Genomic DNA, 22,779 nt, shown 5'->3' on the forward strand with positions numbered 1-22,779 from the left:
CGAGGCTAGTGCTGTTCGTTCACCAGCGGTTCATGGCGGGCGAGGTCGTAGAAGCCCCGAAAACCGAAGGGCAGGTCGTAGCCGCTTACGGTATCGAAACGGATGAAGCCCATGGTCTTGCCTTCGGGTATGGCAGACAGGGGGGCAACACCTTGCGGTATGGGCAGGTCGAGAGGGCACGCCACGATGGCGGTGAACCTGTCGGCGTATTTGCGTTCGAGGTAGGCTATCACGGCATCGCACTCTTCCTTGGTGAAGGCTTCGAGCACGGCGCGCAGGGCGTCTTTCGGGTCGCCGGGGTTGGCGGGGTCGATGGGGTCGCCGACAAGGCGCATGCCCTCAAGGCTTGCCAATTCCTCTTCGCGGGTTCCGGTGCGGAACAGGTGCGCCTCGACGTTGCGGCGTCCCTTGAAGGTTCGTATCGTGGCGGAGATGACATAGGCCCTTTCGACGGGCATGTCCTCCGGTGCGGGCGTCAAACATATGTCCATGGTGTCCTCCAGCAACGACGGCAGGTTGTTCGTGGTCATCATAGAGGATAATGCGACGGGAGGAAAGCGTGCCTTTCGCGCAGGGAGAACCAATGGCCGATACGTGTTTCAGACTGCATACCGAATTCGAACCGACAGGAGACCAGCCCGAGGCCATCGGGCAGATTGTCGCAAACCTCGGGCATGGGGTGCGCGACCAGGTTCTGCTTGGCGTCACCGGGTCGGGCAAGACCTTCACCGTGGCCAATGTCATCGCCGCATGTAACAGGCCTGCCCTTATCCTCGCCCCCAACAAGACGCTGGCGGCACAACTGTACAACGAGTTCCGCGCGCTTTTCCCCGACAACGCCGTGGAGTATTTCGTAAGCTATTACGACTACTACCAGCCTGAAGCCTACGTTCCGGCCTCTGACACGTATATCGAGAAGGACTCGTCCATCAACGACAACATCGACAAGCTGCGCCACGCCGCCACACACGCGCTTCTCACGCGGCGTGACGTGGTCATCGTCGCCTCGGTGTCGTGCATCTACGGTCTTGGTTCTCCTGAATACTACGCCCGTCTTGTCATCCCGGTCGAGTGCGGTCAGCGCTTCTCAATGGACGCCCTCATGACGCGCCTTGTGGAGGTGCAGTACCAGCGCAACGACTTCGACTTTCACCGTGGTACGTTCCGTGTTCGCGGCGACGTGCTAGAGGTCATTCCCGCCTACCATCACGAGCGCGCCCTGCGGATAGAGTTCTTCGGCGACGACATCGACGCCATCAGCGAGATAGACCCGCTCACCGGCGAGGTGCTGGGCAGCGTGGGCAAGACGGTCATTTACCCGGCAAGCCACTACGTGTCAGACCGCGACAACCTCGTGCGCGCCATGAGCGACATCCGCGACGAACTGGGTGAGCGACTGCGCGAGTATCAGTCTGCGAACCGCCTTGTGGAGGCTCAGCGCCTTGAACAGCGCACCATGCTCGACCTTGAGATGATGGAAGAGCTTGGCTACTGCAACGGCATCGAGAACTATTCGCGGCATCTTGACGGACGCGCGGCGGGACAGCCCCCTTCGTGTCTGCTCGACTACTTTCCCGACGATTTCCTGCTCTTCGTCGACGAGTCGCACATCACCGTGCCGCAGGTGGGGGCCATGTACAAGGGCGACCGTTCCCGCAAGTCCACTCTGGTGGACTTCGGCTTCCGCCTGCCCTCGGCACTGGACAACAGGCCGCTGGAGTTCGCAGAGTTCCTTACGCGCATCAACCAGACGGTGTACGTCTCCGCAACCCCGGGCAAGTGGGAGCTCGACAGGTCGCAGGGTGTCATTGCCGAGCAGATCATCAGGCCCACAGGGCTTGTGGACCCTGTGGTTGAGGTGCGTCCGACCCGCGGGCAGGTGGACGACCTGCTGGCGGAATGCCGTGCCCGTGCGGCACGCGACGAGCGGGTTCTCATCACCACGCTCACCAAGCGCATGGCCGAAGACCTCACCGAACACCTCGGCAACATGGGACTCTCGGTGCGCTACCTGCATTCGGACATCGACACCATGGAGCGCATGGCCATCATACAGGCCTTGCGGCGCGGCGAGTGCGATGTGCTGGTGGGCATCAACCTGCTGCGTGAAGGTCTTGATATCCCCGAAGTCTCTCTGGTATCGATTCTCGACGCCGACAAGGAAGGCTTCCTGCGTTCCACCGGGTCGCTCATCCAGACCTTCGGTCGTGCGGCACGTAACGCCGCCGGAAGGGTCATCCTCTATGCCGACACGGTGACCGCCTCCATGCGGGCTGCCATGGATGAGACGGCGCGTCGCCGCGAACGGCAGCAGGCATGGAACGAGGCCAACGGCATAGAGCCCCGCACCATCCGCAAGAGTCTCGACACCCCCTTCGACGCCATCTACAGCGCGGCGTCTGAGGGTGGCAAGGGCAAGGGGCGCGGAAGAGGGCGTCAGGCTGCCCCGGCGGTCGAGAATGTCGCCGAATACGGCACCTCGCCAGAAGATATGGCGAAACACATCCAGAAACTGGAGCGGGAAATGCGTGAAGCTGCCAAGGAGCTTGAATTCGAGCGAGCCGCGACACTGCGCGACCGCATACGCCTGCTGCGCGAACGGCTCATCGAAGCGTGACGACCATGCGAGGCAGGTTGCCGCTTTCCACGCGCATCTACAGGCTGCGTAACCGTTTCGGCTCTGTGTGGCCGCTGCTCATCGGTCAGGTGTCGCTCCTGTGCGTCTTCATCTGTGCCACCCTCGGTTACATGTATATCGAGGGGTGGTCGGCGTTCGACAGCTTCTACATGGTGGTCATCACCCTTTCGACCATCGGCTTCGGAGAGGTGCATCCTCTCTCGTCACAGGGCAGGCTGCTGACCACGCTGGTGGTCTTCGCCGGTGTGGGCAACTTCGCCTTCATCATCGGCGCGTTCTCTCAGCTTCTCGTCGACGGCAAACTCTACAGGTACATGGGGAGGCGCAGGGTGCTCAAGGCCATAGCCAAGTTGCGCGACCACTGCATCGTCTGCGGATACGGTCGGATAGGCTCCGTGGTTGCAAAGGAACTGATGGAGGAGGGGGTCGCCCTCGTCGTCATCGAGAACGACCCCGCCATGATCGAGGCGCTGGAGACCGAAGGCATCCTGCATCTGGCGGGTGACGCCACCAACGACGAACTCTTGCAGGCGGCTGGGATAGAGCGTGCCCGCGCGCTTGTGGCGGCACTGTCGCTGGATTCGGCGAACGTCTATGTGGTTCTCAGCGCCCATCAGATCAATCCGTCCATGACCATCGTCGCCCGGGCCAGCGAACCCTCGCATATCGGCAAGCTCAAACTCGCCGGGGCCGACAGGGTGTTCCTGCCGCACCATCTGGGCGGTCTGCGCATGGCGCAGTCCATCCTGCGTCCCACCGTGACCAGCTTCATCGAACTGGCGCACACGCGCTCCGACCTCAGCATCCAGATGGAAGAACTGGAGATCGGCGACGACTCGGTACTGGTTGGCAAGACCCTCATCGAGTCGGGCATCCGCCCCCAGTACAACCTCATCATCATCGGCGTGAAGAGACCCGATGGCACGATGCATTTCAACCCCGAATCGACGTATACCCTGCAAGCGCGCGATACCCTCATAGCTGTCGGGTTTCCCGAGAATTTCAAACAGTTCCAGGAGATACTCTAGGTGGCAGAACCCGTCCGCATCCTTGCCGTGGTACTGCACTACGGAGACCCCGCCCTTGCCGCACAGGTGCAGGAACAACTTGCCGGGGCCGACAGCGGCCTTTCCGGGCGGGTACGCGTCTATGACAATGCGGCCCCCGTCTCCTACCCGGGGGCGTGGCGCAGGGCCACCGACAACCTCTATTGGGCAGGTGCGCTCGAGGACTGTGTGTCTCTCGCGCGGGAGGAGGGGTTCACCCATCTGTGGTTCCTGAACAATGACATCGAATTCGTCTCCCGCCCGCCGTTCATGGCCCGTGCCGCCGCCCATCTCTGGAGGCTAGGCGAACGTCTGGGGCATGACGTGGGCGTGTGGGCACCTGCCGTGCTGCGCAGTCCCTATCATCCCCAGATGGTGCATCGCGAGGGTGTGGCCTTCAGTCGTGTCGCCGTTGCCGATGGCATCGCGCCGGTCTATGCCCTCGACTGCATCGAGACCATCGGCGGTGTGGACGCCGGCGACAATCCCTATGGCTACGGGGTGGATGTGTGGCTTTCGCTTCGCGCCCACCATGCGGGCTGGCCTGTCATCGTCGACCACGGGGTCGTCGTGCGTCATCGCCACCACACCACGGCGCGGACCCTGGACGGATTTCTCGACACCGCAGGCCGTGCGGAAGATGCCTACATGACACAACGCCTCGGCCCCGCATGGCGTGATGCCGTGCGTACCATGCAACAGAACATCATACACGAGCGCATCCAGTGACCCGACCCGACGATAATGGCCGCGACGCCAACAAGACGCAGGCGTCATCTCCCATGACCGAAGTGAAGACGGGCCGCGTTGTCGACGATGCCCCTGTGAACGATGCCCCTGAGAACAATGCCGCAGAAGCGACGTCTCCCGCCCGGCATGACGCGATTCCCGAAGAGGCCCGCCAGCGCGCCGCACAACTTCGGGCAGACCTTGAGCGGCATAACCGCCTCTACTACGAACTTGATACGCCCGAGATAAGCGACGCCGAATACGATGCCCTCTATCGTGAACTCGTGGGCCTTGAAACTCGCTGGCCCGCATTGCGGGACGAGGCCTCGCCCACGCAGAGAGTCGGCGGTGAAGTGCTCGAAGGGCTTGAGAAACAGGCGCACACCCTGCGTATGTACAGCCTCGACAACGCCTTCTCACGCGACGAGTGGGGGGCGTTCATTCAGCGCATGTACAACGCCCTTCCTGACGCCCCTTCGGCCTTCTGGTGCGACCCCAAGATGGACGGCCTCGCGCTGGAGGTCATCTACGAGAATGGCGTCTTCACTTCGGCGTTGACACGGGGCAACGGTGAAGTGGGCGAGGTCGTCACCGCCGCCATGCGGACGGTGCGCAACCTGCCCCTTGCCCTGCGCGGAGACGACGTGCCGCGCCGTATCGAGGTGCGCGGCGAAGTGGTCATCGCAAAGGCCGACTTCGAACAACTCAACGCGCGGCAATCTGCCGCCGGGGGCAAGCTTTTCGCCAACCCGCGCAATGCGGCGGCGGGGTCGGTGCGACAACTCGATACAACCGTCACCGCCGGAAGGCCCTTGCAGTTTCTCGCCTATGGCGTGGGACAGGTGGTCCTCGAAGGCGGCACCGCGCCGTGGACGACCCATAGCGGCCTCATGGCAAGGCTTCGTGAATGGGGGTTCGATACGCCGCCGGAGGGCCGTCTGTGTGCTTCGCCGGACGAGGTGTGGGCATACTACGAGGCGCTTGGCGCACGTCGAGAGTCGCTTGCCATCGAGATAGACGGGGTCGTCGCGAAGCTTGATGACACCGAGGCGCAGGAAGCCCTCGGTTTCACGGCGCGTGCCCCACGGTGGGCACTGGCCCTCAAGTTTCCTGCGATGCAGGCGCGTACGCGTCTCGATGACATCCGTGTGCAAGTGGGGCGCACCGGGGTGCTTACACCGGTGGCGATACTCGAACCCGTGCGCGTGGGCGGTGTAGAGGTCTCGCGTGCAACGCTTCACAACGAGGACGAGATTCGCGCCAAGGGACTGATGCTGGGCGACATGGTGCTGGTACAACGCGCTGGCGATGTCATCCCCGAGGTGGTGCGCCCACTGGTCGAAGAACGCACTGGTGACGAACGGCCCTTCGTCTTTCCGGAAAACTGTCCGGAATGCGATAGCCCTGTGGTCAGACCCCAAGGCGAGGTGGCGCACCGGTGCGTCAATGTCATGTGTCCTGCGGTGCGCAGGCAGTCCATCATCCATTTCGTCTCCAAGGCGGGCCTCGATGTGCGCGGCGTGGGTGAACGATGGGTGCAGCAGCTTGTGGACGGCGGGCATGTGACCTCACCCGTCGGGCTTTTCTTGCTGACCAAGCTCGACCTGATGCGTTTCGAGCGCATGGGGCCGACTTCTGCCGCCAATTTCGTCACCGCGCTCGATGCCGCCCGCACAGGGGCGACGCTTGTCCGGCTCATCTGCGCCCTCGGCATCCGTCATGTGGGTGAACAGACGGCACGTACCCTTGCCGCGAACTTCACCGACCTTGACGCCCTGCGTGAGGCCGACGCCGAGACCTTGCAGCAGTTGCCCGACATCGGCCCTGAAGTGGCAGGTTCCATTCGCAGCTTCTTCGCCAACGAGGGCAATCTCGAACTGCTTGAACGGTTGCGTGCCATCGGCCTATGGCCGAAGCGGCAGGATGCTCCGCCGGCTTCGGAGGGCGCTGATGCCATCGTACTCCCCCTGCAAGGACTGAAGGTGCTCTTCACCGGAAGCCTCACCCGTGTGGGACGCACCGAGGCCGAAGATATGGCGCGGGCTGCGGGGGCCAATATCGCCAGCAGCGTCACCAAGTCTCTTGACCTTCTTGTCGTCGGCGGTAAGCCCGGTTCGAAACTCGAAAAGGCCCGAAAGCTTGGCATCCGGGTCATGGAAGAGGCGGATTTCTTCGCCATGCTTGCGTCGGGAGTCGCATCTGTTGATGCTTCCGAAGCCGTCGCGGAGGAGACTCCGCCCTCTCAGGAAGCCGCAGGCGCTGAGGATGCTCCTTCGCAGGGCGCGGCCCATGTCCGCACGGCTTCCGACGAAACGGGGTCCGCATCGGGCGATGATTCTCGCGGCGCGGCGGCAGAGAATGATCCTGCCCGTCCCGCACGCGGGGGCGCGATGAGCACCGCTGAAGGTGAAGACGTGCCACGGGGCAGGGCAGAGCAACTGAAGCTGTTCTGACGTTCTGCACCGAAACGGGAGGTGGACGTGGACTTGGCAAGTAGCCTATGCACGTTCAGGTCACCTGATACGCTGGTTGAACGTATCCCGCTGTCGTCGGCGGGTTGTATCTCGATTCCCGTTCCGTCATCATGACGGGCGGCAAGCTGCAAGGAGCAGGCATGAGTACTCCGATTATCGTCATGGGGGCGGGCGGGCGCATGGGGTCGACCATCTGCCGCCTCGTCCAGGAAGAGCCGCAACTGTGCCTCGCTGCCGTACTTGAACGTCCTGACCGGGCTTCGGGAGTCGCGCGTGATGGGTGCATCGCAGGGAGTGACCCTGATGTGGTGTTCCCGCAGGTGCCGGGTGGCGTGATCATCGATTTTACAGCACCCGAGGCGAGCATGGCCACGGCAAGGGCGGCTGCAAGGCACGGTAACGCCGTCGTCATCGGCACCACGGGGTTCAATGAAGAGCAGAAGGCGGAACTTGCCGAGCTTGCACGGCAGATACGGCTCTTCTGGGCACCCAACATGAGTGTGGGCGTGAACGTCCTCCTCAAGGTGCTGCCTGAACTTGTGCGTCTGCTGGGTGAGAAGTACGACCTTGAGATGGTCGAACTGCACCATAACCGCAAGAAGGACTCCCCCAGCGGTACGGCCCTGCGCCTTGCCGAATGTCTTGCCGAGGCCCGCGACTGGAATCTGCCCGATGTGGCATGCTACCACCGTGAAGGCATCATCGGCGAGCGTCCGCAGAAGGAGATCGGGGTGCAGACCATCCGCGGCGGCGATGTCGTGGGCGTGCATACCGTCTACTGCCTCGGCCCCGGCGAACGCATCGAGGTCACGCATCAGGCCCATTCGCGCGAGACCTTCGCGCAGGGGGCCCTGCGCGCTGCGGCATGGCTGGCCACGCAGAAGCCCGGCAAACTCTACAACATGGCGGACATATTCTAGGTGAAGGTAGCACTTCTGCAGATAGACACGGTCGTCGGCGACATCGTGGGCAATGCAGCCCGCATCGCCGACGCCGTGCGTGAGGCGGCCTCTCTGGGGGCCCGCCTGTGTGTCACGCCCGAACTCGCCCTGTGCGGCTATCCGCCGCGCGACCTTCTGTTGCAGGACGATTTCGTTCCCGCCTGTCGCAAGGCCCTCGAAGCCCTTGCCCAGCAACTGCGAGACCTGCCCCCCGTGCTGGTCGGGGCACCCGTCCCCAATCCTTCGCCCGTGGGCAACCCCATCCATAATTGCGCGGTCCTTCTGCGTGAGGGAAAGGTGACGGTTGCCACCCGCAAGGTGTTGCTGCCCAACTACGATGTGTTCGATGAACGGCGGTATTTCGAGTCGGGCGTGGGGTGCGGGGTCGTCACCATCGATGGCTGGCGGTTCGGGGTGACCATCTGTGAAGATGTCTGGAACGACAAGACGTTCTGGCAGGAGCACCGACATTACGAGAACGACCCCGTCGCCGACCTCATGGCGGGCGGGGCAGACGCCATCCTCAACCTTTCGGCCTCGCCGTTCACGCTGGGCAAGCAGGCGGTGCGTGAGCGGATGCTCTCGCGGGTGGCCTTCCGCTACCGGGTCTCGGTGCTGTACGCCAACCAGGTGGGCGGCAACGACGACCTCGTCTTCGCGGGCAAGAGCATCGCCTTCGACGCCACCGGGACGCTTATCGCGCGCGGACGCTCTTTCGCGGAGGACATCGTGATGGTCGATGTGGCACAGGCCACAGGAACCATCACCGCTGAACCTACGTCCGATGAAGAGCAGGTCTGGAAGGCACTGGTGCTGGGCACACGCGACTACGCCCGCAAATGCGGGTTCGACGGGGCCGTGCTGGGGCTCTCGGGCGGCATCGACTCGGCCCTTGTGGCTGCCGTCGCGGCGGAGGCGCTAGGGCCGGACAAGGTCCTCGGGGTGCTCATGCCGTCGCCGCACTCCAGCGAGGGAAGCGTGACAGATGCCCTTGCGCTGGCCTCTTCTCTGGGCATCGCAACGTGCACCATCCCCATCGGCGACCTGATGCACGGGTTCGAAGCGGCCCTTGCACAGGCCTTCGCGGGGCGTGAGGCTGACGTGACGGAGGAGAACATCCAGTCGCGCATCCGGGGCAACCTGTTGATGGCCCTCTCCAACAAGCAGCGAAGGCTGCTGCTCACCACGGGCAACAAGTCGGAACTTGCAGTGGGGTACTGCACCATCTACGGCGACATGGCGGGAGGGCTTGCCGTCATCGCCGACCTGCCGAAGACCCTCGTCTATCGCGTGGCGCACTGGCTCAACGAACGTGACACGTCTCACGGGCACGAGGGGCGTGAAGCCCGCGAGACCATACCCTCTGCCATCCTGACCAAGGAACCTTCGGCCGAACTGAGGCCCGGACAGCGCGACAGCGATTCGTTGCCACCTTATGATGTCCTTGATGGCATTCTCGAACGGCTTGTCGAATTGCGACGTAGTGCGGCGGATATCGTGGCCGAAGGCTACGATGTGGAGACCGTACGCAAGGTCTTGAGGCTGGTCTGCAATGCCGAGTTCAAGAGACGTCAGGCCCCGCCCGGACTGAAGGTCACGGACAGGGCTTTCGGCACCGGGTGGCGTATGCCGGTGGCGGCGCGCGTCAACCTCGGGTGACGCCATAGGCTGACACGTGCGGCTGATGCCCGCTACGGCGGGAGTGTGGCTGGCATGATACTGAAATGACATGACTGAAATGAAGAGGGTCGGGCATCGATGATGCCCGACCCTCTAGCGTCTGTCAGAGTCGCGTCTGCCATAAACGGTCATGCGAAATGGCTGGAGAAGAAGTCTCAGTCCATCTTCTCAAGACGTACCGTCTGGCTGTAGTAGGCAGCCCCTTCGCCGACATCGGTCAGGCGTGCGCCGATGAGCACGTTGGGGCACCACCCCGTTGCCAGCCAGCCTCCGCGCCCCATCATCACGGCATCCGGGTGCAGTCCCGGTAGCGTCTCCACGCGGACGGGCATCTCACCGTAGGGGGACACGAGTCGCGCAGGGCGCGTGATGTCGAGGTGCGCAAGGGTCGTGCAGTCAGGCGCCACATGCACTGTTGGCTGGCCCTGCTGCGCGTCTTCCGGCATCTGCGAATGGAGATGCGTGGCACGCACGACAGTCAGAAGGTAGAGGGGGTACTCTTGAGTGAGTGCTGGTTCGGGCGAAAGCCTGTCGACGAGATGGAACTTACCGTCATCGTGGGCGAAACGCATTCCCTCATAGGCGACCTGCGGGCGGTCGGCGGTGGAGAAACCCCGTTCGCGCAATTCTTCAAGTGACACTTCAAGGTTCGGGGTGTCGATGGCGCGCCGGAGGATGTCTTCACGAGGCGGAAGCGCAACGGGGGAGGACAGGCGTGCCCCGAGGTCGCGGATGATGTCGAAATCCTCGCGGGCTGCCCCCGGCGGAGGAAAGATGGCGGCGGCATACTGTACATTGTCGTGTTGATATGAGCCGAGGATGTCCTCGCGCTCAAGCAGCAGGGCGCATGGCAGCACCACGTCGGCGCGGCGTGCCGTATCGGTGAGGAATGCATCGACGACGACCTTGAAGCCGCATCGTTCGAAAGCCTTGGCGGCACGGGTCGCCTCAGGTATCTGATTGACCACGTTGGAACCGTCCACCCACACGAAGTCCACTGGCGGGTCGGCCTGTTCAAGTTCATGCGCCAGAAGCGGCAGGCACAGCGTGCGCGCGGGCGTCCCGGCTTCCTTTCCCCAGCGGGCGTCGATGTTGCGGCTGGACGAGATGCCATAGTACACGCCGCCGCCCGCATGGCCGACGTTGCCGCTGAGCATGGCAAGCGCATCGACCCAGCGGACGTTCTCGCCGCCAGCCACATGGCGTTGCATCCCCCAGCCGAGGAGGGTCGCTGTGCGCCCGCCGTTGCTGCGGAACCATCGTAGCAGGAGTTCGAGGTCGGTTGGGCGGGCGTCGCACGTATGCAAAAGGTCGCTTTCTTCGTGAGCAAGAAGCAGGGCGCGCAGGTGTTCGAACCCGGTGCAGGCGGCAATCACGGGCGGCGGTATGTCTCCGGCTATGACCATGCGCCGCAGGGCTGCTGCGGCAAGGAACCTGTCCGTACCCGGACGGATGCGTATGCGGGCATCGGTGAATGCGTCGTTGGCGTCGCCGCCCGGAGAGATGGTCAGCACCGGGATGCCCGCCTTGCGGCGTTCGCGCACGATGAGTGAAAGATGGTGCGACGAGCGCGTGAGGTCTTTCCCCCAGTTCACGATGGCGGAAGCATTGGCAAGGTCGGCTGGCGCGTGCTGGTCGTTGTCGCCAAAATCCAGTTCAGAGGCGGCAAGCCCTGCCTCGTCGCAGAGGGAACCCCGGGTGGCGCTCGCCCCCAGCGAACGGAAGAGATAGCGACTGGCTTCGGCCAGTGCCCCCCTGAAGCCGAACCCGCGGATATGCAGGATGCGCTCGGGCATGTCGCGGAGGGCGTCGATACGTGTGGCGCAGAGGCCGAGAGCTTCGTCCCAGCTTGCAGGGCGTAACGCATCGCCCTGCCTGACGAGGGGAGTGGTCACCCTGTCGGGCGCGTGCAGCCTTTCGAACATGCGCCGCCCCTTGCGACAGATGCTCCCCTGCGTGAACGGGTGGTCGGGGTTGCCGCTCACATGGGGCTTGCCTTCGGCATCCGTCGTCACGACGAGTGAGCAGCACCCCGGACAGTCGAGCGTGCAAGCCCCGATGGCGCGGAGTGGATGAGCTGCCATTGGCGTCTCCTGATTTTATGGCAAGGCCGTATGTGATGAGGCCGGTTTCCGGCTTTTCAGGAATCTTCAGGTGGTTGGCACGTCTTTCGGCGAACCTGTGTCATGCTCCAAATCCCGTTCCGGGATTTGCGCCACCAGCGGCGTCATAGTCGCCGGGTGGAAAGGCACGGCATACGGTCACTGACGGCAGGGGTGAACCCTGCCTGCTCCCTTTGCCGGACTTTCCGCCATGGGCGGAAAGCTTCAAAGGCCGGTTGCCCGGCCTTTGATTTGCACACGCCTAGCCTGCGTAGAGTTTTTCGCCCGGTACGATGGGAATGCCGTTCTGCTGCAGCACTTCGATGGCCTGTTCTGTCCGGTCGAAGCGGAAGATGAGCAGCGCGTTGCTGCCACCCGGCTGGACGTAGGCGTACATGTACTCGACATTCACGCCCTGCCCGCTGAGGGTCTGGAGGATGCCGTGCAGCCCGCCGGGATGGTCGGGCACCTCGACGGCGACGACGTTGGTGCGGCCCACGGTGAAGCCCTTGTCCTTGAGGACGGACTTGGCCTTTTCATGGTCGTTGACGATGAGGCGCAAGATGCCGAAGTCGGAGGTGTCGGCAAGCGAGAGGGCACGGATGTTTATGCCGGCTTCTGCCAGTGTTCCGGTGACTTCGGCGAGGCGACCCGCCTTGTTTTCGAGAAAAACGGATATCTGTTCCACTTTCATGGGCCGGTCCTTGTGCTTGAGGTCTCGCGGGATAAGCCCCTCTGGGCATCTGTGAACTGATAGCATCCGCCCGTAGTGCATGACAAGCGTCCCGAGGTCGCCCGCAGGGCCCTTGCGCCTGTTTACAGACTCAAGGCCGGAAGCTATAGGGAGTAGGGCTGTGGCGTCACGGCCCTACGTTCGATCACGCTCCGGACGGAGCATCCATCAGGAAGCATCGCATGTCCAACGCCATGAATTTCGCCTTCATGCGGGCCGAGCCCCTGCCGCCCAACGGACGCAAGGTCGCCATCATAGGCGCGGGGCCTTCGGGACTCGCAGCCACGGGCTACCTCGCGTGCATGGGGTATCAGGTCGAGGTGTACGACAAGCTGCCCGGCGCGGGGGGGCTCATGGTCTTCGGTATTCCGGGCCATCGCATTCCCGCCGACCGTATCCAGCGAGGCGTGCATATCCTCGAACGGCAGTACGGCACCATTTTCCATACCCGCACCAAGATATGTTGCAGTGCCCCGCTGCATGAAGAAGAGGGCGACCACTTCTCGTGCGACATCAGGGGGCTTGGCGAGCTGGTCGAAGGGTATGATGCCGTGATGATCTGCACCGGCTCATGGAAGTCGCGCAAACTCGGCATCCCCGGCGAAGCGCTTCCCGGCGTCTATTCGGGGCTTGAGTTCCTGTTCCCCATCCGTGCCGTCAGATACGCCACCACCAACGTCAGCCTGCCCGATGTGGCGGGCCGCATCGTCGCCGTGGTCGGGGCGGGGCATTCCGCTGTCGACGTCGTGCACAGTGCCCATGCCCTGGGGGCTGAGAAGGTCTATATGGTCTACCGTCGCACCCGGCGCGAAGCCCCCTGCGGCAGCTTCGAGATAGACCGCATCGAGGAGGCAGGTGGTACATGGCTTGAGCGCTGTACCCCGACCGGCATCGTCGGTGATGGAAAGGTCGAAGGGCTCGAACTTCGCGACAGTGAAACCGGCGAGACCTCCGTATTGCCTGTGGACGTCGTCGTCACAGCCATCGGCGAGATTCCCACGCCGCCCTTCCAGAAGGAACTGGGCCTTGAGAACGTCCGCAAGGGCGAAGTGCGCTGGCTGCACATGACCAGCATCGAGAACGTGTTCGTGGCAGGCGACGTCCTCACCGGGCCGAGCAAGATAGGCAAGGCCGTCTACAGCGGGCTGCGCGCCGCGCGTTCGCTGGCAAACTGGCTCGACCTCAGGGCGCAGCACCGCGAGAGCGAATACAACTACGATGCGGACGTCATCCACCGCTGAACCGGAGACGCAGATGGCCGACAACGCCGACAGGGGCAAGACCCTGTACATAGATTACAGCAAGTGCATCGGTTGCGAGACGTGCGAGGCCGTGTGCGCCTTTCTGTACGACGCGCCGCGCATCGTCATGATACGTACCGTGGACGGGTTGATGGCGCCTCTCTATTGCAAGCACTGTGAACAGGCCCACTGCATGAAGGTGTGCGCCCGTGGCGCCCTCATGCGTGACCGTGACGGGGCCGTGGTGCTGCAGCCCATGCTCTGCCGGGGCTGCGAATCGCGGAATTGCGTCCTCGCCTGTCCGTATGCGGCGTTCTTCGCCACTGACCAGGGGGTGACCGTGCGCAAGTGCGACATGTGCGCCTCGCGCCGTGACGTGGGCCTCGGGCCCGCCTGTGCAGAGATGTGTCCGTGCGGTGCCATCATGTATGTCGACCGCGAGATGATCGATACGCTTGAAACCGATGAAGCCCGTGCCGCCCGTGACCGTGTCATGGCGCATGTAAGGCCCCCCTCTCGCAAACGTGAACAGGGCGAAGGCTGAGCGGCATACGCAAGGCTTCGCTGGCATGGGATGACAGGGGGGAGGGCAGAGGCTCTTCCCCTTTTCCTTGTCGGCTGCTTACGGTCGAGCCGCTTATGAGGCTGCTTGCGGAGACGGTGACAGGCAGGCGCTAGAGTTTACCCGAATGACCGGGATAGGCTCCTCCTCCGGTCGTCATGGTTTCGGGAACGACGGGCGGGCCTCCTGCCATCACGGACGTCCGCTGTTCGCCGATGGCGACTCCGGGACGCTGTGCGGTTCTCGGACTGCGTACGCTGAAGGCCGGAAGGGGGGCTCGACTTGCGAGGGCAGAGAGTGGCAGACATCCGATACCGCCAAGTCGGCCAATGAAAAGGGCCGGAAGAGCGGCATCGCTCCTCCGGCCCCGTCAGGTCGGCGTTGGTGTTCGTGCTAGGGGTTGACCTCGCGCAGGTCGACCACCCGCTTGGCCTTTCCTTCAGAGCGCTGGATGGTGCGGGGCTCAACCAGACGCACCTTGGCAGTGACGCCGAGGAACTCCTTGATGGTCTTCTGGATGCGGGCTTCACGGCGTTGCAGGTTCTTGATGGCGTCGGAGAAGAAGTCGCCGGACACCTCGATCTGCACCTCGATGTTGTCGAGATTGCCATCGCGTGTGACCACGATCTGGTAGTGCGGTGACGTGCCCTCGGCTTCGATGATGATAGCCTCTATCTGCTGCGGGAAGACGTTCACGCCGCGGATGATGAGCATGTCGTCGCTGCGGCCCGTGATGCGGCGCATGCGCATGTGGGTGCGCCCGCAGGAACAGGGCGTGCGGTCGAGCGAGGTGATGTCGCGGGTGCGGTAGCGCACCAGCGGTATGCCTTCCTTGGTGAGGGTGGTGATGACAAGCTCGCCGGTCTCGCCGTAGGGCAGCTGTTCCCCGGTCACGGGGTCGATGATCTCGGGCAGGAAGTGGTCTTCGAAGATGTGCATGCCGCTCTTGGCGTCAGCGCATTCGATGGCGACGCCGGGGCCCATGATTTCGGAAAGACCGTAGATATTGACGGCGGAGATGCCGAGCTTCTGCTCTATCTCGGCGCGCATCTCCTCAGACCATGGTTCCGCGCCGAACACCCCGGCACGAAGCGGCAGTTCGCGCATGTCGATGCCCGCTTCAAGCGAGGCCTCGTGCAGATACAGGGCGTAGGAGGGGGTGCAGCAGATGACGGTGGCACCGAAATCGCGAAGCAGTTGCACCTGCCGCTTGGTGCCGCCCCCGGAGACGGGAATGACAGTGGCGCCCAGTCTCTCTGCACCGTAGTGCGCTCCGAGGCCGCCCGTGAACAGGCCGTAACCATAGGCGTTATGGATGAGGTCGCGGCGTGAAACGCCCGCAGCCGCAAACGCGCGGGCCATCATCTCGGCCCAGTTGTCAAGGTCGCGCTTGGTGTAGCCCACAACCGTGGCCTTGCCCGTCGTGCCGCTGGAGGCGTGCAGCCGGACGATGTTCTCCTTCGGTACGGCGAACAGTCCATAAGGATAGTTGTTGCGCAGATCCTGCTTTTCGGTGAACGGTAGATACTTGAGGTCCGAGAGCTTGCGGATGTCGGCGGGCGAAATGCCCGCTTCGTCGAAGCGGCGGCGGTAGTGCGGCACGTTGGCGTAGACACGTTCGCACAGATTGCGGAGCCGCGTGAGCTGGAGCGCTTCAAGGTCCTCTCTCGGGAGGGTTTCTCGATCCACATCGAAAATCATAGCTCGGACTCCTCGAATTGGTTGCCGGAATGCCTTTGATGAACCGCCTGTGAAAGCCCCTCGGACGGGGCGGCAGCAACCGCCAGTAGTGCCCCAATCATCCTGTCCGGTCAAGCGCACCCGCCCGTGTTTGCGGTGTGCGGGGTAATAGGGTACACCGCTCACGTCAGGAGGAGGGACCACGCATGGACTACGGCTCTCTTGTCACCACGGCGCGCAGTTGCCGCCGTTTCGATGCGGCAAGGCCCATCCCCTTGTCGATCCTTGTCTGGCTTGTCGACCTGGCGCGAATCGCCCCCTGTGGCGCGAACAGGCAAGCGCTGCGCTATGTCGTCTGCAACGACAGGACGCGCAACGACCGGGTCTTCGGCGCGTTGCGCTGGGCCGCCTACCTCACGGACTGGGACGGCCCCGCCGAGCCCGAACGGCCTGCGGGGTATGTAGGCATCCTCGCCCCGCGCGAGGGCGGCGCTGGCGTCAGGGTCGACCTCGGTATCGCGGCGCAGACCATCATGCTCGGCGCCGCTGCCCAGGGGCTCGGCTGCTGCATGATAGGGGCGTTCGACCGGGCCGTGGTCGAAGAGGCGCTCGAGGTGCCGCAGGACTATGAAGTGCAGCTCGTGCTCGCCATCGGTCACCCCGCCGAGCGTCGCGTGCTGGCCCCCCTCGGTGAAGACGAATCCATACGCTACTGGCGAGATGCCCAGGGCGTACACCATGTCCCCAAGCGGAGTCTCGACGATGTGCTCGTCGGCCGCTTCGGCGACAGTAACGAATGATACGGAACAACGATGCAGACCAAAGAGAAGAAATTCGTGACCCTGCCCACTGTGGACAAGGTCAAGGCCATCATCGGCTGGCTTGAAGAGAAGAAGGCGCGCGACATCGTGGCCTACGACCTCGCGGGGCAGAGCCCCTTCGCCGAGGCGCTCGTCATCGTCACCGCCGGTTCGGTGCGGCATGGGCAGAGCCTCGCGGACCACATGCTCGCCATGTGCAACGAGAACAACTACGAATACCTGCGCATGGAAGGCTACCAGACCGGGCAGTGGATTCTGGTCGACCTCAACGACATCATCGTCAACGTCTTCCAGCCCGAAACGCGCGGCCTGTTCAAGCTCGAAAGCCTGTGGGCCAAGGCCCCTGTGCTGCATGACGGGCGTGGCGAAGCCGCCGGAGGCGACGACGACCTATGAGCCTGAAACCCACGCTCCTGCTTATCCTCGATGGCTGGGGCAAGGCCCCTGCGGGGCCCGGCAACGCCGTGACCCTCGCCGGGATGCCTCACCTCTCCTCGTTGCTTCGACAGGCGGGCTGTACGGAACTCGCCTGTTCCGGTCGTGCCGTGGGGTTGCCTGAAGGATTCATGGGCAACTCCGAGGTCGGTCATATGAACATCGGGGCAGGGCGCGTGGTGTATCAGGACATGACCCGGATAGACATCGCCGTCGAGCGGGGCGAACTTGCCAGCAACCCCGCTTTGACGGGGTTGTTCGAAGCCGTGCGCGCCACTGGTGGCAGAGTCCATCTCATGGGGCTGCTTTCAGATGGCGGCGTGCATAGCCATATCGCCCATGTGGAGGCGTTGGCCCTTGCGGCGCGGGACGCGGGGGTCGAGGTCGTGGTGCATGCCTTCCTCGACGGGCGCGATACCGCCCCCACCTCCGGTGTCGGCTATGTGAAGCGCCTCGCCTCGTTCCTTGAAAGCAACCGTGCGGGACGCATCGGCAGTCTCGTCGGGCGCTACTACGCCATGGACCGCGACAAGCGCTGGGACCGCAACCTGCTTGCGTGGGCGATGCTGACACGCGGCGAGGGTGCGCCCGCTGACGACCCGGTCGGCGCGGTCGAAGCGGCCTATGCCGCGGGCGAGACGGACGAGTTCGTCAAGCCGCGGGTCGTGGTCGAGGGCGGTTCCCCCATCGGTACCATCCGGGATGGTGACGGGGTGTTCTTCTTCAATTTCCGGGCAGACCGGGCGCGGCAGTTGTCGCACATGTTCGTCGACGGAACGTTCGAGCATGGCGACCGGGGGCATGTTCCCTCGCTTGCGGGGTTCGCTACCATGACCTCCTACGACCCCGCCCTCGGGCTTCCAGTCGCTTTCGACAAACAACCCCTCGACGGTACGCTGGGGGAAGTCGTGGCGAATCAGGGACTGCGCCAGCTGCGTATCGCCGAGACCGAGAAGTATGCGCATGTCACCTACTTCCTCAACTGCGGGCGTGAAGAACCGTTCCCGGGCGAGGAACGCCGCCTGTTGCCGTCGCCGCGTGATGTCGCCACGTACGACCTCAAGCCCGAGATGAGCGCAGAAGCCGTCACCGATACGCTTCTCGAGGAATGGGCGGGCGGGGGCTATACGCTTGCCGTGTGCAATGTCGCCAATCTCGACATGGTCGGACACACCGGGGTCATCCCCGCTGCCGTACGCGCGTGCGAGACCGTGGATGCGTGCGTGAGGCGCATCGCTGATGCCGTACTGGCGTCGGGCGGGCGGCTGGTCATCACCGCCGACCACGGCAACGCCGAGGAGTTGCTCGATGAGTCGGGCAATCCGCAGACGGCCCACAGCATGAACCGCGTTCCTTTCACCGTGGTCGAACAGGGGCGCGTCCATACTTTTCGCGAGGGCGGTGTCCTTGGCGACATCGCACCTACCATACTCGGCTTGTGGGGTGTGCCTGCTTCGGCTGGCATGACCGGAACGAGCCTCATCACGGAGTGAGATGATGTCGCAGTCCTCCAGACCCGTAGAACCCGTCAGACCCGACGGCGTCGAACTCGTATTCTTCTACCAGTGCCCCTTCTGCAACCGTACCGTGCCGCTCATTGCGCCCACGCAGCCATCCATGGCCCAGTGCGATTCGTGCATGCAGCCTTTTCCCATCGTGCCGGTGGACGAGCGTACCGTTCGCTATCTCAAGGTCATGCTCGATAACGGCAGGGCTGCCGTCGACCCGGATTTCGTGTGAATGGGGGGGGGCGCATACGCCCCTTGCGTCTGGTCCTTGGAATGTCAAAAGGCCATCCGGGTGGGTGGCCTTTTGACATTCTTGGGTCCGGAACAGGCGGGCTAGCCTGCCGCCTTGGTGTGCGCCTCATCGAGGCGGGCTTTCACGTACTGTTCGGTGTCCGGTTCCGCATCGGCGTCGATGTTGAAGCACCGGGCGTCGCAGCCCATGAGTCCTTTGGGTACCCAGTCGCCGCGCTCTTCCGGGTCGGTGATCATGTCATCGTAGAAGCAGACCGAGAGCCAGCGGTCTGCCGGGTCGTCGTCTATGACGTCCACAAGGACGAAGAGCGGGCGTTCTGTCGGGTCGCCCGCCGTTGCACGCAGCGACCAGCTCACTCCCGGACGGGCACGGACAGCGAGTTCGGTACCGGGCAGGGCGGCGAGGTGGTCGCGCAGGGCGACGAATGCGGCGCGGGCGGGCGCATCCGCGCTCCAGTCGGCGAGCAGGGGGTTAAGACCGGAAAGGGGGAGAAGGTCAGACATGGTGGTACCTCGAAGGCTCTCTCCGTGTGGCACGGGGTTCAGGGTTTCAGGACGTCGGGCCTTTCGGCGGTGGCATGGTGGCAAGCGCTTACAGACATGGCGACCACACTGCTACGGGGACGAGACGGGCGTCATGGCAGACGGGCTACGAAGCGGTTGGCGGTGTATGCCCGTCTTCAGTCTTCGTGTCAGCCGTCTGTAGCACCGGGGGGACGTTGTCATGGCTGTTGCCGTCATCGGCAGGAGGCGGGGATGTGATTTCCCATGTGCGGATGCGCGACAGGGGGTGGAAGCGGAGAGTGCCATCGGGAAGCAGCACCCGCAACGTGTTGGTGTCAGGCGTCTCGCAAGACAGGCAGTCGGTGGTGACGCTGCCGCCCTCGACGAAGGTGACGTGCAGGCGGCGCAATCGTGGCGGCCCGGCATGGTGGGCGTTGCACGTGTTGAGGGTCGCGACCTCGCGTTCCATCAGCCGACGCCATACCGCCCTCACAACGCGCCTGTGGTCGGGGGAGTCATGTTCCGGGCAGAGGCCGACCTTGAGCCTGTCCGGCGAGGGGACGAAGCCATGTATCCAGCCGCCGACGGCATCTTTTCCGCAGAGGTGGCATGGCACCATGTGGCCCCCGTCGCAGGTCGGCGGGGCCTTTCGCAAGGCCCCGCCGATGAAGCTATTTGCCGTGCAGATAGCGGACGGCGTTGTCGAATATCACGGTACCGAGAGGTGCCGTTTCATCCCGACCACGACCGGGGTGGTTGGTCGGGTGGTTGAACGCCTCGGGGTGGGGCATCAGGCCGAGGATGTGCCCGGTGGGGTCGGTGAGTCCGGCGATGCCGAGGGGCGAACCGTTGGGGTTCCACGGGTACTCCATGGTGGGTTCCATCGTCTCGGGGTCGGCGTATTGCAAAGCCACGAGGTTTCCGGATACGAGACGGTTCATGACCTCTTCGTCGCGCGCAACGAGTTTGCCCTCGCCATGGCGCACGGGCACGTAAAGGTGTTCGATGCCCTTCGTGAAGACGCAGGGGCTTGCGGCGTTGACGCGCAGATGCACCCATCGGTCTTCGTAACGGGCCGAATCGTTGTGGCTGAGCGAGACCTGCCTGTCGAAGCGCTGACCATCCAGTGCGGGCAGCAGGCCGAGTTTCACGAGCAGCTGGAAGCCGTTGCAGATGCCCAGCACAAGACCGCCGCGCGTCACGAAGTCGCGCAGCGCTTCGAGAAGGCGGTTGCCCTGTGCATCATGGGCATGGCGCCAGCGTTGTGCTGCTGCCAGCGCCGAACCAAGGTCGTCACCGTCGAGGAAGCCCCCGGGGAAGACCAGAAAATTATAGTCGGCAAGGGTGACGCGACCGGCGACGAGGTCGGAAAAATGGGCGATATCGACACGGTCGGCACCCGCCATGCGGGCGGCGTGGGCCGACTCGACCTCGCAGTTGGTTCCATAGCCGGTGATGACCAGCGTATGCACTTGCGGCATCGACGGAATCTCCTCAGAGGGGGCACACTGTTCTTGACAGGGAAAGGGGCCTCAACTAGCTACACGGCTGACTTCATGCCGTCGTCTGGTGGCGACGGCTGCAACCGACGATCATACGTGTAGCCGCACGGTGCCGTCAACCGGCTTACCTTTTCCGAAAATCAGTGGTATGAAGGCAGGATGCCGTGCGTCCGGTGCAGGATGCGGCGGCAGCGGTCCGCTGTGAGGCCACAAAGACATCCGAGGCAGGATTTTCATGAAGACCAAATTTATTTTCATCACCGGCGGCGTTCTCTCCTCGCTGGGCAAGGGGCTTGCTGCCGCGTCCGTCGGCGCGCTTCTCAAGGCCCGTGGGCTGAAGGTCACCATCCAGAAGCTGGACCCGTACATCAACGTGGACCCCGGCACCATGAACCCCTTCCAGCACGGCGAAGTCTACGTCACCGATGACGGTGCCGAGACCGACCTCGACCTCGGGCACTACGAGCGCTACCTCGCCGAGCCCATGTCGCAGAAGAACAACTACACGTCGGGCTCCATCTACCATCGCGTCATCACCAAGGAACGCCGTGGCGACTATCTTGGCGGCACGGTGCAGGTCATCCCGCACGTCACCGACGAGATCAAGAACGCCGTGCTGAGCCTCGCCGAGGACGACCCCGACGTGGCCCTCATCGAGATCGGCGGAACCGTGGGCGACATCGAGGGACTTCCCTTCCTCGAGGCCATCCGCCAGCTTCGTGGCGACCTTGGCAAGGATCGCTGCCTCTACATCCATCTTACGCTCGTGCCGTACCTGCGCGCTGCCGGCGAACACAAGACCAAGCCCACCCAGCACAGCGTCAAGGAGCTTCGCTCCATCGGCATCCAGCCCGACATCATCCTCTGCCGTTGCGAAGAGGCCATCACCGCCGACCTCAAGCGCAAGATCGCCCTGTTCTGCAACGTCGATCAGGATGCCGTCTTCTCTGCCGTGGATGTGAAGAACATCTACGAAGTGCCGCTGCGATTCTACGAAGAGGGCTTCGACCAGAAGATCGCCATCATGCTTCGCCTGCCTGCCAAGAATCCCAACCTCGAGCCGTGGGAGACGCTGGTCGACACCTGCGCGCATCCGCAGGGCAGGGTGACCATAGGTATCGTCGGCAAGTACGTGGACCTCAAGGAGGCCTACAAGAGCCTGCATGAGGCGCTGGTGCACGGTGGCGTGGCCAACAAGGTGGCTGTCGACCTCAAGTACGTGAACTCCGAGGAGATCACCGAAGAGAACGTGGCCGAGGCCCTGAAGGGGCTCGACGGCATACTGGTTCCCGGTGGCTTCGGCTATCGCGGCGTTGAAGGCAAGATTCTCACCATCCGCTATGCCCGTGAGAACAGGGTGCCCTTCTTCGGCATCTGCCTCGGGATGCAGTGCGCCGTGATCGAATTCGCCCGCAACGTGATGGGGCTTGAAGATGCCAACTCCGAAGAGTTCAATGAACTCAGCAAGAACAAGGTCATCTACCTCATGACGGAATGGTTCGACCATCGCCGTCAGGCGGTCGAGCGCCGTGATTCGTCCAGCGACAAGGGTGGTACCATGCGCCTCGGCTCGTACCCCTGCGTCGTGGTTCCCGACACCAAGGCCCATGATGCCTACGGCGTGAAGCATATCGACGAGCGTCACCGTCATCGCTTCGAGTTCAACAAGGCATACTTCGATGCCATGGCCCAGAGTGGCATGGTCTTCAGTGGTCTTTCCCCTGATGGCGAACTGGTGGAAATCGTCGAGTTGCCCGACCATCCGTGGTTCCTCGGCTGTCAGTTCCACCCCGAATTCAAGTCCAATCCCATGCAGCCGCATCCGCTGTTCCGCGAGTTCATCCGCGCAGCGAAGACGCACCCTGCCGGGAAGCGATAATCGAACAGGCGCGGCGGTGGACGTTCTACCGCCGCCGCGCCACCGACTGGCC

20 protein-coding genes are annotated in these 22,779 nt (G+C 63.5%); 13 read left to right on the forward strand and 7 right to left on the reverse strand.

Features of this window, described 5'->3' with window-relative positions; translation table 11 throughout:
• Positions 1–5: 5 nt before the first annotated feature.
• A complete protein-coding gene (locus DVU_RS07595) occupies positions 6–491 on the reverse strand; it encodes a hypothetical protein (RefSeq protein WP_011792331.1) in 486 nt (161 codons plus the stop codon).
• A gap of 92 nt (positions 492–583) precedes the next feature.
• On the opposite strand from DVU_RS07595, the gene uvrB reads away from it, so the two are divergent.
• From uvrB to DVU_RS07625, 6 genes are all read left to right on the forward strand, one after another.
• Positions 584–2,617: an excinuclease ABC subunit UvrB gene (gene uvrB, locus DVU_RS07600; RefSeq protein ID WP_010938896.1), complete on the forward strand. Its 2,034-nt coding sequence runs from the start codon at positions 584–586 to the stop codon at positions 2,615–2,617.
• Positions 2,618–2,622: 5 nt separating this feature from the next.
• Positions 2,623–3,666, forward strand: coding sequence for a potassium channel family protein (locus DVU_RS07605; protein WP_011792329.1), 1,044 nt, complete (start codon positions 2,623–2,625; stop codon positions 3,664–3,666).
• Complete coding sequence (locus DVU_RS07610) at positions 3,667–4,413, forward strand: glycosyltransferase family 2 protein (protein WP_010938898.1); 747 nt, start codon at positions 3,667–3,669, stop codon at positions 4,411–4,413.
• Positions 4,414–4,466: 53 nt separating this feature from the next.
• Positions 4,467–6,866 (forward strand): NAD-dependent DNA ligase LigA, encoded by a 2,400-nt coding sequence (gene ligA, locus DVU_RS07615; RefSeq protein WP_010938899.1) that lies wholly within the window; start codon positions 4,467–4,469, stop codon positions 6,864–6,866.
• Between the two features lie 161 nt (positions 6,867–7,027).
• Positions 7,028–7,807 (forward strand): 4-hydroxy-tetrahydrodipicolinate reductase, encoded by a 780-nt coding sequence (dapB, locus tag DVU_RS07620; RefSeq protein WP_010938900.1) that lies wholly within the window; start codon positions 7,028–7,030, stop codon positions 7,805–7,807.
• Positions 7,808–9,487 carry an NAD+ synthase gene (locus tag DVU_RS07625; RefSeq protein ID WP_010938901.1) on the forward strand — a complete coding sequence of 560 codons (1,680 nt, stop codon included), beginning with the start codon at positions 7,808–7,810 and terminating at the stop codon, positions 9,485–9,487.
• Between the two features lie 176 nt (positions 9,488–9,663).
• On the opposite strand, the gene DVU_RS07630 is transcribed toward DVU_RS07625, so the two are convergent.
• The gene (locus DVU_RS07630; RefSeq protein ID WP_010938902.1) at positions 9,664–11,592 is read right to left on the reverse strand and encodes a molybdopterin-dependent oxidoreductase; all 1,929 of its coding nucleotides are present in this window, start codon (positions 11,590–11,592) and stop codon (positions 9,664–9,666) included.
• 280 nt (positions 11,593–11,872) lie between these two features.
• Positions 11,873–12,304, reverse strand: coding sequence for an ACT domain-containing protein (locus DVU_RS07635; protein ID WP_010938903.1), 432 nt, complete (start codon positions 12,302–12,304; stop codon positions 11,873–11,875).
• A gap of 221 nt (positions 12,305–12,525) precedes the next feature.
• Here DVU_RS07635 and DVU_RS07640 point away from each other — a divergent pair, with 221 nt between their 5' ends.
• Positions 12,526–13,584 (forward strand): FAD-dependent oxidoreductase, encoded by a 1,059-nt coding sequence (locus tag DVU_RS07640; protein ID WP_010938904.1) that lies wholly within the window; start codon positions 12,526–12,528, stop codon positions 13,582–13,584.
• Between the two features lie 13 nt (positions 13,585–13,597).
• The gene (locus DVU_RS07645) at positions 13,598–14,128 is read left to right on the forward strand and encodes a 4Fe-4S dicluster domain-containing protein (protein ID WP_010938905.1); all 531 of its coding nucleotides are present in this window, start codon (positions 13,598–13,600) and stop codon (positions 14,126–14,128) included.
• A gap of 411 nt (positions 14,129–14,539) precedes the next feature.
• Here DVU_RS07645 and DVU_RS07650 read toward each other — a convergent pair whose 3' ends face one another.
• A complete protein-coding gene (locus DVU_RS07650; RefSeq protein WP_010938906.1) occupies positions 14,540–15,847 on the reverse strand; it encodes a phenylacetate--CoA ligase family protein in 1,308 nt (435 codons plus the stop codon).
• Between the two features lie 185 nt (positions 15,848–16,032).
• Between DVU_RS07650 and DVU_RS07655 the strand changes: the two genes are divergently transcribed.
• From DVU_RS07655 to DVU_RS07670, 4 genes are read left to right on the forward strand one after another with little or no spacing between them, the layout of a single operon-like run.
• Positions 16,033–16,626: a nitroreductase family protein gene (locus DVU_RS07655; RefSeq protein WP_010938908.1), complete on the forward strand. Its 594-nt coding sequence runs from the start codon at positions 16,033–16,035 to the stop codon at positions 16,624–16,626.
• Between the two features lie 12 nt (positions 16,627–16,638).
• On the forward strand, positions 16,639–17,043 hold the full coding sequence (rsfS, locus tag DVU_RS07660; RefSeq protein WP_010938909.1) for a ribosome silencing factor: 405 nt from the start codon (positions 16,639–16,641) through the stop codon (positions 17,041–17,043).
• The gene (gene gpmI, locus DVU_RS07665; RefSeq protein WP_010938910.1) at positions 17,040–18,575 is read left to right on the forward strand and encodes a 2,3-bisphosphoglycerate-independent phosphoglycerate mutase; all 1,536 of its coding nucleotides are present in this window, start codon (positions 17,040–17,042) and stop codon (positions 18,573–18,575) included. The genes rsfS and gpmI overlap by 4 nt, the downstream gene beginning before the upstream one ends.
• A gap of 4 nt (positions 18,576–18,579) precedes the next feature.
• Complete coding sequence (locus DVU_RS07670) at positions 18,580–18,822, forward strand: hypothetical protein (protein WP_010938911.1); 243 nt, start codon at positions 18,580–18,582, stop codon at positions 18,820–18,822.
• Between the two features lie 101 nt (positions 18,823–18,923).
• Here the strand turns inward: DVU_RS07670 and DVU_RS07675 are convergent, their stop codons facing one another.
• The 3 genes from DVU_RS07675 to DVU_RS07685 form a co-directional block, all read right to left on the reverse strand.
• Positions 18,924–19,346: a hypothetical protein gene (locus DVU_RS07675; RefSeq protein ID WP_010938912.1), complete on the reverse strand. Its 423-nt coding sequence runs from the start codon at positions 19,344–19,346 to the stop codon at positions 18,924–18,926.
• Positions 19,347–19,491: 145 nt separating this feature from the next.
• The gene (locus tag DVU_RS07680) at positions 19,492–19,965 is read right to left on the reverse strand and encodes a hypothetical protein (protein ID WP_011792318.1); all 474 of its coding nucleotides are present in this window, start codon (positions 19,963–19,965) and stop codon (positions 19,492–19,494) included.
• Positions 19,966–20,017: 52 nt separating this feature from the next.
• On the reverse strand, positions 20,018–20,827 hold the full coding sequence (locus DVU_RS07685) for a phosphoribosylformylglycinamidine synthase subunit PurQ (RefSeq protein ID WP_010938913.1): 810 nt from the start codon (positions 20,825–20,827) through the stop codon (positions 20,018–20,020).
• A 256-nt stretch (positions 20,828–21,083) separates the two neighbouring features.
• On the opposite strand from DVU_RS07685, the gene DVU_RS07690 reads away from it, so the two are divergent.
• Positions 21,084–22,727 carry a CTP synthase gene (locus DVU_RS07690; RefSeq protein ID WP_010938914.1) on the forward strand — a complete coding sequence of 548 codons (1,644 nt, stop codon included), beginning with the start codon at positions 21,084–21,086 and terminating at the stop codon, positions 22,725–22,727.
• The last annotated feature ends 52 nt before the right edge of the window (positions 22,728–22,779 follow it).

The organism is Nitratidesulfovibrio vulgaris str. Hildenborough (genome assembly GCF_000195755.1).
GTDB lineage: Bacteria > Desulfobacterota > Desulfovibrionia > Desulfovibrionales > Desulfovibrionaceae > Nitratidesulfovibrio > Nitratidesulfovibrio vulgaris.

Excerpts from the sequence above, each read along its gene's own strand:
- ligA (WP_010938899.1), top strand. The coding sequence starts at position 4,467 with ATGACCGAAGTGAAGACGGGCCGCGTTGTCGACGATGCCCCTGTGAAC.
- DVU_RS07670 (WP_010938911.1), top strand. The coding sequence starts at position 18,580 with ATGTCGCAGTCCTCCAGACCCGTAGAACCCGTCAGACCCGACGGCGTC.
- DVU_RS07650 (WP_010938906.1), bottom strand. The coding sequence starts at position 15,847 with ATGATTTTCGATGTGGATCGAGAAACCCTCCCGAGAGAGGACCTTGAA.
- DVU_RS07690 (WP_010938914.1), top strand. The coding sequence starts at position 21,084 with ATGAAGACCAAATTTATTTTCATCACCGGCGGCGTTCTCTCCTCGCTG.
- DVU_RS07635 (WP_010938903.1), bottom strand. The coding sequence starts at position 12,304 with ATGAAAGTGGAACAGATATCCGTTTTTCTCGAAAACAAGGCGGGTCGC.
- DVU_RS07680 (WP_011792318.1), bottom strand. The coding sequence starts at position 19,965 with ATGGTGCCATGCCACCTCTGCGGAAAAGATGCCGTCGGCGGCTGGATA.
- DVU_RS07640 (WP_010938904.1), top strand. The coding sequence starts at position 12,526 with ATGTCCAACGCCATGAATTTCGCCTTCATGCGGGCCGAGCCCCTGCCG.
- DVU_RS07655 (WP_010938908.1), top strand. The coding sequence starts at position 16,033 with ATGGACTACGGCTCTCTTGTCACCACGGCGCGCAGTTGCCGCCGTTTC.
- gpmI (WP_010938910.1), top strand. The coding sequence starts at position 17,040 with ATGAGCCTGAAACCCACGCTCCTGCTTATCCTCGATGGCTGGGGCAAG.
- dapB (WP_010938900.1), top strand. The coding sequence starts at position 7,028 with ATGAGTACTCCGATTATCGTCATGGGGGCGGGCGGGCGCATGGGGTCG.
- DVU_RS07645 (WP_010938905.1), top strand. The coding sequence starts at position 13,598 with ATGGCCGACAACGCCGACAGGGGCAAGACCCTGTACATAGATTACAGC.
- DVU_RS07630 (WP_010938902.1), bottom strand. The coding sequence starts at position 11,592 with ATGGCAGCTCATCCACTCCGCGCCATCGGGGCTTGCACGCTCGACTGT.
- DVU_RS07605 (WP_011792329.1), top strand. The coding sequence starts at position 2,623 with ATGCGAGGCAGGTTGCCGCTTTCCACGCGCATCTACAGGCTGCGTAAC.
- rsfS (WP_010938909.1), top strand. The coding sequence starts at position 16,639 with ATGCAGACCAAAGAGAAGAAATTCGTGACCCTGCCCACTGTGGACAAG.
- DVU_RS07685 (WP_010938913.1), bottom strand. The coding sequence starts at position 20,827 with ATGCCGCAAGTGCATACGCTGGTCATCACCGGCTATGGAACCAACTGC.
- DVU_RS07675 (WP_010938912.1), bottom strand. The coding sequence starts at position 19,346 with ATGTCTGACCTTCTCCCCCTTTCCGGTCTTAACCCCCTGCTCGCCGAC.
- uvrB (WP_010938896.1), top strand. The coding sequence starts at position 584 with ATGGCCGATACGTGTTTCAGACTGCATACCGAATTCGAACCGACAGGA.
- DVU_RS07595 (WP_011792331.1), bottom strand. The coding sequence starts at position 491 with ATGGACATATGTTTGACGCCCGCACCGGAGGACATGCCCGTCGAAAGG.